The sequence below is a fragment of the Frankia sp. AgKG'84/4 genome (assembly GCF_023242965.2).
Taxonomy (GTDB): Bacteria; Actinomycetota; Actinomycetes; order Frankiales; family Frankiaceae; genus Frankia.
Genome location: NZ_JALKFU020000147.1, coordinates 1 through 10,382, shown reverse-complemented (window position 1 = coordinate 10,382; position 10,382 = coordinate 1). Strand labels below are relative to the sequence as shown.

11 protein-coding genes, 1 other RNA gene and 1 pseudogene are annotated in these 10,382 nt (G+C 72.1%); 5 read left to right on the top strand and 8 right to left on the bottom strand.

Annotated features, from left to right (window positions below; genetic code table 11):
• Together MXD58_RS11755 and MXD58_RS11750 are read right to left on the bottom strand one after the other, a co-directional pair.
• Positions 1-186: pseudogene (locus MXD58_RS11755) on the bottom strand (hypothetical protein); the annotation flags it as partial.
• Positions 187-360: 174 nt separating this feature from the next.
• Positions 361-606: a hypothetical protein gene (locus MXD58_RS11750; RefSeq protein WP_248840837.1), complete on the bottom strand. Its 246-nt coding sequence runs from the start codon at positions 604-606 to the stop codon at positions 361-363.
• 156 nt (positions 607-762) lie between these two features.
• Between MXD58_RS11750 and MXD58_RS11745 the strand changes: the two genes are divergently transcribed.
• The 5 genes from MXD58_RS11745 (at position 763) to MXD58_RS11725 (ending at position 5,327) form a co-directional block, all read left to right on the top strand.
• Positions 763-1,653 carry a Nif3-like dinuclear metal center hexameric protein gene (locus MXD58_RS11745; protein ID WP_248840836.1) on the top strand — a complete coding sequence of 297 codons (891 nt, stop codon included), beginning with the start codon at positions 763-765 and terminating at the stop codon, positions 1,651-1,653.
• A 41-nt stretch (positions 1,654-1,694) separates the two neighbouring features.
• Positions 1,695-2,438: a zinc ribbon domain-containing protein gene (locus MXD58_RS11740; RefSeq protein WP_248840835.1), complete on the top strand. Its 744-nt coding sequence runs from the start codon at positions 1,695-1,697 to the stop codon at positions 2,436-2,438.
• A gap of 149 nt (positions 2,439-2,587) precedes the next feature.
• Complete coding sequence (locus MXD58_RS11735) at positions 2,588-3,724, top strand: bifunctional RNase H/acid phosphatase (RefSeq protein WP_248840834.1); 1,137 nt, start codon at positions 2,588-2,590, stop codon at positions 3,722-3,724.
• A gap of 82 nt (positions 3,725-3,806) precedes the next feature.
• A complete protein-coding gene (locus MXD58_RS11730; RefSeq protein ID WP_248840833.1) occupies positions 3,807-4,337 on the top strand; it encodes a hypothetical protein in 531 nt (176 codons plus the stop codon).
• A gap of 150 nt (positions 4,338-4,487) precedes the next feature.
• Positions 4,488-5,327, top strand: a complete 840-nt coding sequence (locus MXD58_RS11725) for a DUF4097 family beta strand repeat-containing protein (RefSeq protein WP_248840832.1) — start codon at positions 4,488-4,490, stop codon at positions 5,325-5,327.
• Between the two features lie 282 nt (positions 5,328-5,609).
• Here MXD58_RS11725 and MXD58_RS11720 read toward each other — a convergent pair whose 3' ends face one another.
• The 6 genes from MXD58_RS11720 to rnpB form a co-directional block, all read right to left on the bottom strand.
• Positions 5,610-5,996 carry a hypothetical protein gene (locus MXD58_RS11720; RefSeq protein WP_248840831.1) on the bottom strand — a complete coding sequence of 129 codons (387 nt, stop codon included), beginning with the start codon at positions 5,994-5,996 and terminating at the stop codon, positions 5,610-5,612.
• A complete protein-coding gene (locus MXD58_RS11715; RefSeq protein WP_250609308.1) occupies positions 5,989-6,891 on the bottom strand; it encodes a DUF8616 domain-containing protein in 903 nt (300 codons plus the stop codon). Before MXD58_RS11715 ends, MXD58_RS11720 begins: the two co-directional genes overlap by 8 nt.
• 88 nt (positions 6,892-6,979) lie before the next feature.
• A complete protein-coding gene (locus MXD58_RS11710; RefSeq protein WP_248840829.1) occupies positions 6,980-7,273 on the bottom strand; it encodes a hypothetical protein in 294 nt (97 codons plus the stop codon).
• Positions 7,274-7,370: 97 nt separating this feature from the next.
• Positions 7,371-8,843 (bottom strand): AAA family ATPase, encoded by a 1,473-nt coding sequence (locus MXD58_RS11705; RefSeq protein WP_248840828.1) that lies wholly within the window; start codon positions 8,841-8,843, stop codon positions 7,371-7,373.
• Between the two features lie 109 nt (positions 8,844-8,952).
• The gene (locus MXD58_RS11700) at positions 8,953-9,615 is read right to left on the bottom strand and encodes a hypothetical protein (RefSeq protein ID WP_248840827.1); all 663 of its coding nucleotides are present in this window, start codon (positions 9,613-9,615) and stop codon (positions 8,953-8,955) included.
• 65 nt (positions 9,616-9,680) lie between these two features.
• Positions 9,681-10,095: RNase P RNA component class A (gene rnpB, locus MXD58_RS11695), an RNA gene on the bottom strand.
• Between the last annotated feature and the right edge of the window lie 287 nt (positions 10,096-10,382).

The following is a 10,382-nucleotide window of genomic DNA, read 5'->3' as shown; positions in this document are numbered from 1 at the left end:
GTGCAGCGCGCGCTCGCCGCCGGGCTCCGCGGCGGCCGGGACACCGTCCGCCTCATCCGTGCCCGCGGCGTGCACTACGCCGGACGCTGCAGGAACCCCCGGGGCGGTGCCCGGGGGCGCGGCGCCCGGCACCACACCGGCCGGGCTGATCAGCGCGCGCTCGTCGACCGGTACGTCCCCCGCCATGCGTGATCGTTGTCCTTTCGAGGTGAATGGCTGTGCGGAGTTGTATCGCGTTGCGGCGCCGTTGTGTCGCGTTTGGTGGAAGCGGGCACGTCCGCTACCGATCCGAGGTAATTGACCCGCCCCGCCGGTCCCGCGGCGGTCGGTGTTCCCCGTCGGCGCCCGCGGCGCCGTGGATCAGCGTCCCGGCGACATGCCGGGAGCCGCCGGCGGCGAGTCCGACCAGGCCGAGCCGACCGGCGGGCGTTGCTGCGCGCCCATGGACGGTGAACCCATGGACTGTGATCCCATGGACGGGGAGCCCATGGACTCGGCCACCTTGCGCATGATTGCCTCCACCAGTCGGACGGCTTCCGCCGTCGCTAGGTTCAGCACGATCTCCGAGTCTCCGGCGACCTGAAAGCGTACCGACACGTCCGCCATGACGAGTTCCCCTTCCTCGTGGCTCGCTCCCACGCGGGCGCGTCGCCACCGGTACGTTACGGGGCGAACGAGACGTAGCGCGCAGCACCTCGGCGCCACCCGATCGGGTGTGACCGGTTGGCAGGCGGCCGCGACGGTCCGGGTAGGGTCACCGTGATGAATGCTGGGTTGGCAACGGTCCGTGACTGCATCGCGGTGCTGGAGGAGTCCTACCCGCCCGGCTGGGCGCAGTCCTGGGACGCGGTGGGCCTGGCGGTCGGGGACCCGGACGCGGCGGTCACCGCCGTGCACCTCGCCGTCGATCCCACCCCCGAGGTGGCCGCCGAGGCGGTCGCGGGCGGCGCGGGGTTGCTGATCACCCACCACCCGCTGTTCCTGCGGGGTGTCCACGGCGTCGCGGAGACGACGCCCGGCGGGCGGGTGGTGGCGAACCTCGTCCGCGGCGGGGCCGCCCTCTACACCGCGCACACCAACGCCGACGTCGCCGACCCCGGGGTCAGCGACGCCCTCGCTGCCGCGCTCGGGCTGCGCGACCTCCGTGCCCTCGCCGGCGCCGACAGCGAGCCCGCGGTCTGCGTGGCTCCCGTGGCTCCCGTGGCTCCCGTGGCTCCTGTGGCCACCGTGTGCCGGGGACTGGGCCGGGTCGGCGAACTGTCCGCGCCCGAACCGCTCGGCGAGTTCTGCGCCCGCGTCGCCCGCGCGCTGCCGTCGACCGCGGGGGGCGTGCGCGCCACGGGCCCGGCGGACCGGCTCGTGCGGCGGGTGGCGGTGTGCGGTGGCTCGGGCGGCGAACTGGCCGGCGCCGCGGCGGCCGCGGGAGCGGACGTGCTGGTCACGGCCGACGGCCGGCATCATCACGTACTTGACGCGGTCGGCGCTTTTCCGGTCGCGATCGTCGACGTCGCCCACTGGGCGAGCGAGTGGCCGTGGCTGGCGGTGGCGGCCGCGCGGCTGCGCAGGGATCTGCGCGCGCGGGGACGTACGGTGAGTACTTCGGTGTCCGCTATCGTGACCGATCCCTGGCGGTTGCACGCTCCGTCCCGGTAGACCGCGCGGCGACAACGACAGGGCATTCCGGTGAGGAGTACATGAAGGCCGACCCAGCAATCCAGCTTCGCCTGCTCGACCTGCAGGCGCTCGACTCCGGTATCGACCGGCTCGCCGCTCGTCGGCGCGGGCTGCCGGAACTCGCCGTCATCACCGAGCGGACCGCCGCTCTGCGCGCGCTCGACGACGATGTCGTCGAGGTGCGGACCGAGCTGGGTGACGTCACCCGCGGCCAGCGCCGGCTGGAGAACGAGATCGATCTGGTCCGCACCCGCGCGGAGCGTGACACCCAACGCCTCGACTCCGGCGCCGTCTCCAACGCGCGCGAGCTGGAGAACCTGCAGTCGGAGCTGGCGTCGCTGGCGCGGCGCCAGGGCGCCCTCGAGGACGAGGCGCTGGAGAAGATGGAAGCGGTCGAGGCCCTGGAGGGCCGGCTCGCGGAGCTGGTCAAGCGGCACGACGATCTGACCGCCGAGCTCGACACCGCGAGCGCCAGCCGGGACAGGACCTTCGCGGAGATCGACAGTGAGGTCGGCCGGCTGCGCAGCGAGCGCGATGCCCTGGCCCCGAAGCTGCCGGACGCGCTGATCGCCGTCTACGAGCGGATCCGGACATCGTCGAGCGGGGTGGGCGCCGCGGCGCTGCTGCGCCGGCGCTGCCAGGGCTGCCATCTGGAGCTGTCCGGCGGTGATCTGCGGGCGGTCGCGGCGGCTCCCGTCGACGAGGTCGTGCGGTGCGAGGAATGCCGGCGCATCCTGGTCCGTACCCCCGAGTCCGGGCTGTAGCGCCAGGGTTCGACGGCGCCGAGGGTTCGACGGCGCCGAGGGTTCGACGGCGCCGAGGGTTCGACGGCGCCGAGGGTTCGACGGGGCCGCCGGGCCGGCCGCGCGAACGCGCCGCGCCAGGTGCGGCGACAGGGCGAGGGGAGTGACAGATGGGCACCGAGCGAAGGCTGGTCGTCGAGGCTGACGGTGGCTCCCGGGGTAATCCGGGCCCGGCGGGCTACGGCGCGGTCGTCCGCGACGCCGCCGACGGCTCGGTGCTCGCCGAGCGCGCCGCCGGCATCGGCCGGGCGACGAACAACGTCGCCGAGTACTCGGGCCTCATCGCCGGCCTGCGGGCCGCCGCGGAGGTCGCGCCCGGCGCCGAGGTGGAGGTCCGGATGGACTCCAAACTCGTCGTCGAGCAGATGAGCGGCCGCTGGAAGATCAAGCATCCGTCGATGCGCCCGCTGGCCGACGAGGCCGCCGGGCTCGCCCGCGCGTTCGCCGCCGTGCGCTACCAGTGGGTGCCGCGCGCCCGTAACGGCACCGCCGACCGGCTCGCCAACGAGGCGATGGACGCCGCGGCCGCCGGCCGCAGCTGGGAGCCGTCGGTCCCGCAGTCCCCGGACCCGGTGCCGCACCGCGCGCCGACCACCCACCGGCTCTCCGGCTGGATGGCGCCACCCGCGCCACCGACGACGACGGTGCTGCTGCGTCACGGCCAGACCCCACTGTCGGTGGAGAAACGCTTCAGCGGCACCGTCGAGGCGTCCCTGACCGACCTCGGCCTGGAGCAGGCCGCCGCGGCCGGCCGCCGGCTGCGCGACGAGCCGTTCGACCTGATCGTCAGCTCGCCGCTGAAGCGGGCCCGGCAGACCGCCGAGGCGCTGGGCCGCGAGTACACCGTCGACGACGACCTGCGCGAGACCAGCTTCGGCGCCTGGGAGGGGCTGACCTTCGGTGAGGTACGGGAGCGCTTCCCCGAGGAGCTCAACGCCTGGCTCGCCGACCCGCACGTGCCCCCGCCCGGCGGGGAGAGCCTGATCGCCACGGTCGCCCGGGTGGCGATGGTCCGTAACCGGCTGCTCGCCGAGCATCCCGGGCAGCGGGTCCTGCTCGTCTCGCACGTCACGCCGATCAAGGGCCTGACCCAGCTCGCGCTGGTCGCCGAGCCGACTGTGCTGTACCGCCTGCACCTGGACCTCGTCTCGCTCAGCACCATCGACTGGTACTCCGACGGCCCCGCCGTGCTGCGCGGCTTCAACGACACCCATCACGCCGCCCACCTGACCAGCGCCGGCGAGTAACCGCATCCCACTGGCGCCAGTGGCGCCAGTGGCGCCATAAAACGGGTTGACATGGCGCCATGGACGGCGCCATGATTCCGGCATGGACCTGACGCCCTATGTGGAGAACCTCCGCGCCGAGCTGCTGGCCGCGGCCGACTCGGGTGAGGCCAGGGCGATGGCCGAACGGCTGGTGGCCGCCGTCTCCTCGGCGTCCCGGCTGGCCATGCTCGACGTTCTCTCCGCCGCCGCGGAGGAGATCACCCGCGACCTCGCCCCCGGCTCGGTGGAACTGAGGCTGCGCGGGCGCGACCCGTCCTTCGCGGTGACCCCGCCGGACCTGCCGGAACCAGCCGACACCACCCGCGTCGTCGCGCCGTCCGCGATGGCCATCGGCGAGCCGCCGCCGGTGTCCGCCGACGGCCGGGACGGCCCCGCGGCCCGCATCAACTTCCGCCCGCCCGAGCGACTCAAGCTCGCCATCGAGGCGGCCGCCGCGGCCGAGGGCCTGTCCGTCAACGCCTGGCTGGTCCGGGCCACCTCCGCGGCCCTCGCCACCCCCGACGCCGGTGACGGCCACCAGCACGGCAGCCGTCGCGACGGCGGCGGCCGCTTCGTCGGCTGGGTCGGCTGACCCGCTCCAACCTGTCCTGTCGACTGTCCTGTCCGAGCTCTTCCGACGCCCGTTGCGCAGCCTGCCTCGGCCCGCCCGCCCTGGCTTGCCGCGTCCCCCGCTGTTCGCCCGACCTGAGCATCCGCCCGCCACGCAACGGAGGAGCCCGCCGTGCCCACTTTCGACACCCCCGATCCGATCACGGTCGATCTGCGCATGGCAGACGGCCGGGTGGAGCTTGTCGCGAGCGACCGGACGGACACCGTTGTGCAGGTCGACCCGGGCACCCGGGTCGGCGCGGCCGGCCGCGTGCGCGTCGACTACGACCGCGGCCTGCTGGCCATCAAGACCCCTGTCAACGGCCGGTTCCGTGGCCGGATCGACCCGGTCACGATCGTGATCGAACTGCCGAGCCGCTCGAGCCTGCTGGTCCGGGCCGCACGGGTGGAGATCGCCGCGACCGGGATCCTCGGCGAATGCCGCCTGCACGGCGCGAGCGGCCAGGTGGCCCTGGAGCGCACCGACGACCTGCAGGCCCATTTCGCCGACGTCGACCTCGACATCGCCCGCGTCACCGGCTCCGCCGAGGTGAAAAGCGCCCGGGGCGTCGTGCGCATCGGCGAGCTGGAGAGTTCAGCCGACGTCCAGTCCGGCCACTGCACCGTCACGATCGGCCGGGCCGGCGGCCGACTGTCGGTCGCCACCGCCGGTGGCGACGTCACCGTCCACCGCGCGGAGAGCAGCGTCACCGCCCGCACCGCGAAGGGCAGCCTGCGCGTGCGCGAGGCGGCCCGCGACCGCATCGACCTCGCCACCGGCATCGGCGACGTCGAGGTCGGCATCCGCCCCGGCAGCGCCGCCTGGGTCGACGCCTTCACCAAGAGCGGCGCCGTCCGCAACCACCTGCCCCCGCGCGAAAGCCCCAAGGACTTCGCCGAACGGGTCGAGGTCCGCACCCGCACCCACCGCGGCGAAATAGACATCCGCGCCGCCCACCCCACCCCGGCCTGACCAACCCCGGAGCGCAGAGCCACCATGATCATGACGGGCCTACGGCCCACCCTCGTCCAGTACCTCGCGACCTGCGCCCAACGAGCCGATCCGGACCCGGCGGCCAGCAGCTCGGCTCCTGACGGCGCCGCGGAACACCTTGATCAGAAAAACTGGCTGGCGGACGCCTCGGACCAGGCGAGCAGCCGACCGCAATCGTGAACTTGCGACGGATCATGGGTGGCAGCCGGACAACCCGCTATGTCGACGCCGCAGATCCGACCGTTCTTATCACCCTTGTGATTACTCGCCCCGGACAGCTCGCCCGGCCGTCCTGACCTTGTCTGCCGTCGGCGTCACGTAGTGAAAGTCGCGAGCGCGCAGATAATCGAGAAACTCCGGTTCGGGAGGGAGTCCATGCTCCTCAAGATAGTATCCGATGGATGCGCTCCACACCCATTCTCCGTCGGTTAGAAATACAATCGGGACCGTCTTGCCTCTGGATTCATCAAGGCGGTCGACCGACTGGCCGGCCGCGCGCATGACGATCTTCCCCTTCTTTAGATAGGCAAGGAAGTCTGCTCGTTCTGGACCGATGGGAAGTGCCGGACGGTCGACGACGTACGGTGCGCCGTCCCGAGTGCCGTCGAACAGCTTCGCAATTTTGATGCCGTCGACGATCTCAGGCATTCCTTTTCCCTTCCGCGGTCGGATGAAAGTCGATCCAGTGGCCATCATGGGGAACGGTCTGCACCAGCCGGCCGTACTCGTTCTCGTGCATCGACGTCGTCCACACCTTACCGGTGTCCTCGTCGGAGAACGCGAGTTCGGTGGGGGCGGTGACGGTGACGCCGAGTTCGTCGGCGAGGTCCTGGGCGATCGGGTTGTCGCCCTGGCCGGTCTCGCAGGACATGAGGCGGATGGGCCGGCCCTGCCAGTTGTCGTCCCGCCGGATGAGGGCGGCCAGTTGCCGGGCGTCGAGGTCGCGCCGGCCCACGTGGACGGCGTCGGGGCTGCCGTGCAGGTCGGCAGTGTATTTACCGGGTGCGGGCTCGGCGGTGGCGGCCGCCTGCCACATCTCCTCGTCGGACTTCTCGTAGAAGGCGCGCCCGTCGACGGTCGGCTGGCTGTCCTTCCAGACCCGGGACAGCCGCCAACCGAGCCGGTCCGAGCCGTCCCGCCCGCGTGCGATGTCACTGTCGCCAACCGGCTGTCCGGTCCTTTCCGCCGGCGAATCGGTTGCCTGTTCGTGAGCACGGTCAAGGAGAGCGAGCTTGCGCTCAAGCGGGGACAGCGTGGGTTCGTCGCCGGTCGCGGAACGCCTGTCAGCCGGGCCGGCGAGTCGATCCGCCGCCCCGGGATGCTCAGGCGGGCGTCGGTCGTTCGTTCTCGGCGGTTCGCCGCCGTCCTGCGGGGAATCGCCGGTCGGCCGGCCGGACGCGCCGGGCTCGGTGTCCGCGAGGCGCTCCGGCGCCGCTCGCGTCAGGTGCGCCTGGTCGAGCAGGCGAGCCTTCCGCTCGGCCGCGGTGGGCTCGCCTGGCCCCGCGTCGGGGGCGGGCGGGTCGCGCGGAGACTCCAGGTCCATCCGCGGTCGTTCGATCGACATTGCCACGAACTGTAGCAATGGTGTTACAAGGTATGCGAGTAGTGCGGTCCTTATCGAGCGCGCGATCTCAGGTGGCAGGCCGTGTCTGTCTGGCCTGGCTCAGGCGTCCGTGAGGATTCGGGCGTTCCAGCCGGGCGTCCAGCCGTCGAGGGCGTGGACCGCCGTGCGCACGGCGGCCCTCGCGCGCCAGCACGCCGTCGATGTCGTCCTCGACGATCAGCGCGACGTCCACGATGCCCTCGCTCAGAGCGGCCGCGACGTCGGGATCGATGACATCGTGCGGATCGGGAGCGAGAAAGACGGTGTAACTCCGATCATGGGAGTAGCGCCTGATGACGATCTTTACTGATGTGGCGGACACCGGCGTGATGTCTGTCGAGGAGTCTGCTGGCGGGCCGCCGCCGACGGTGGATCCCGCGCTGGTCGCGGAGCTGGTGGGCGGCCACGGTTCGGAGTGGTCAGGAGCCGTGGTGGAGGCGGTCGAGGTCGACCAGGACGATCTGGGGGTCGGCGGCGGCCTGGGTGCGTAGGGCGTCGGTGAAGCCGGCGGCGGAGAACAGGATGCGGCGGGTGGCCGTCGTGTCCAGGTCACGGGTGTGGGCGAGCAAGGCGCGGGCGCGATCCAGGCGGTCGGCGTGTGCGACGCCGAGGACGGTTCCCCATTTCGCCTCGCCGAGGGCGACGAGTCGGCGCCGTGCGCCGTCTGCGGGGCCGAGCGCCACCACGTCCAGTTCCAGGCTGGCTCGGCCGGCGTGGTCGTGGACGGTGCCGTGGCCGACGTCGCCGAGCAGATCGGTTCCGAGCGTCTCGGGGCCTGCGAAGTCGGCGACCCAGGTTCGGGCGAGGGATTCGAGGTGCGGGCCGAGTACCTGGGCGGCGAAGGTCGGCCGCAGCGCCGGCCAGACCCGTCCGGCCCTGCCGGGGCGGTCGAGCTGACCGAAGACCGGTCTGATCATCGCGTGGTAGAAGGCGACGAGTGGTTCGGCGATCCGCCAAAGCGGTCGGCGGTCGCGCAGCAGGTCGTCGCAGCGCAGCAGCAGGCCGGCGTCGACCAGGACGGTCAGCGGATGGGCAAGGTCCGAGCTCGCCCGTCCGACGTGGTTCGCGATACCGCCGCGGGTCGTCGCGCCGCTCGCCACCGCGGCCAGCACGGAGCTGTACAGCGCGTTGTCCCGCAGGTCGGGCTCCTCGCTGAGCAGGTAGCGCGCCTCGCGGAACAGTGGCGACGCCGAGTCCAGCACCGCTCGGATGACCCAGTCGTCGAAGTCGTCGGGGGAGGCGGGGCGATCTCCGCGCAGGAAGTCGCGGTAGGCCGGCGTGCCGCCGACGATCGCGTGCACCCGGGTCGCCAGCGCCACGTCCTCGATGCCCCAGAACTGCCGCGCCAGCCGGTAGTCCAGCGTCGGAACGGTCAGTTCGAGGCTCGCTCGGCCCCGCAACGGCGCCGAGCCTGCCAACAGGCGACCCATCACCGAAAGGGCGGATCCGCAGAGCACCAGCCTGGTGCGTGATTCGCGACGCCGAGCCTGGCGTGGCCCGAACGCCGCCTGAATGACCGAGGGCAGCTCCGGCGCGGACTTGACCAGATAGGGGAACTCGTCGATGACCACCGGCGTCGATACCCGATCGCCCAGCCTGAGCACGGCGTCGATCGCTTCGTCCCAACGGCCGTAGGACAGCTGGCCGGGCGCGCCGATGTGCTCGGCGAGGCGGGCGCCGAACATCCGCAGGGCGTCGGCCGCTGTCGACTCCACGGCCTGGACGTACATCCCGCCTGTCTGCTCGCACGCCGCTTCGAGCAGGAACGACTTGCCCTGCCTCCTGCGCCCGCTGACCACGCCCAGGGTCGCCCCGGCGGTGTCGTCGCCGAGGAACCGGCCCAGCCGCTCCCACTCGACCTCCCGGTCGAACATGTCCGCTGGTCGCGCCATCCCCACTGCGACTACCTCCGCCTGGCCGTCAGGCGCCCTCGTGGATGCCGTATCTAGTGGAAGTATAGTTACTGTAACTGTAGTTCCACTACCGTCGGATGCTCGCTGCTTACGGGTTCATCCTCTCGACCAGGCCGGCCAGCATCTCCTCGGAGACCGGCCGATAGTCGTTGACGTCGACGCCCACATTGATCTGCCGACCGCGCACCCGCCAGGCGCCGTGGACGTGGCCGTGGAGCAGCGGCAGGCCCTCGTCGGCGGGCCGGTGCTCGACGTATCGCTCCTCGGCGGTGTGATCGCCCTCGTAGGGCAGGTGGGACATCTCGACCTCACGGCCGCCGACGGTGGCCCAGGCGGTGAAGGTGTCGCGGATCTCGGCGAAACCGGCGGCGAGGTACCGCTGGTGCTGGCGTGGTTTGGCATGGCCGGGCCACGGCGCGTCGTGGTTGCCACAGAGCAGGATCTTGCGGCCGTTCAGGCCGGCGACCGGGCCCAGCTTCGACGCGGACATGGCGACGTCGCCGAGGACCCACACCGTGTCGTCCGCGCCGACGGTGGCGTTCCAGTTATCGACGAGCGCACCGTCATGCTCCTCGACCGTGGACCACGGCCGGTAGCCGCGTTCGAGAAGCCCGCGGTGGCCGAAGTGAAGGTCCGCCGTCCAGAAGATCGCCACGGTGAAAGCCTCCCACCCGGCCCGCAACAGGTCATCCGAGTTTCCGCCGGCGACAGGCCCAGCGCCGGTGGCCTGGCGGAGGTCGGCGTCGAGCACCCACCCGCAGAAAAACGGCCAGCGCTATCCCATAGATGCTCCACCGCGGGTCAGGCAGGATAAAGCGGATGAGGTGGCCTGTAAGCCGGGTTCTGTGGCCGGGGTGCCTCGCGGCTTCCCGGTGGCGACCATCTCTCTACGGCTGCCGTTGCCGACAGCCTCCAGCGGTCTACCCGCAGGCTCGGGCGGGCAGCCCTCGAACGCCTGCGCGGCCCGCGGCCGGGTAGGGCCGTGGACCTTCTGACCTTGCTCCGGGCGGGGTTTACCGAGCCGCCCAGGTCACCCTGGGCGCTGGTGCGCTCTTACCGCACCGTTTCACCCTTACCGGTGCCGTTGCCGGCGCCGGCGGTCTGTTTTCTGTGGCACTGTCCCGCGGGTTGCCCCGGGTGGGTGTTACCCACCGCCCTGCCCTGTGGAGCCCGGACTTTCCTCGGCGGCGCCTGCCGGAGCCGACGCCGACGCGGCCGCCCGGCCACCTCATCCGCGTGTTTCAGCATAGGGCACCCGACGGCCTAGACTTCCAGGCACAGGGGAGTGACCTGGACGCTGCGGTGCCCGGCCGGGTCGGCGATGCGGGGACGCCATCGCCGCGGCCGGGCGGAGCCCGCGGGCGGACGGGCAAAGCACGATGGATGGGGCGACCATGGCGGGACCGGATCAGCCTGGCAAGAGGATCGACGACACCCGCCCTCAGTGGCCACAGCCGACCTCCGCGGCGCCCGCGGCCCCGCCCGTCGTCGGCGGCGGCGGCCCGCCCGTCCCACCAC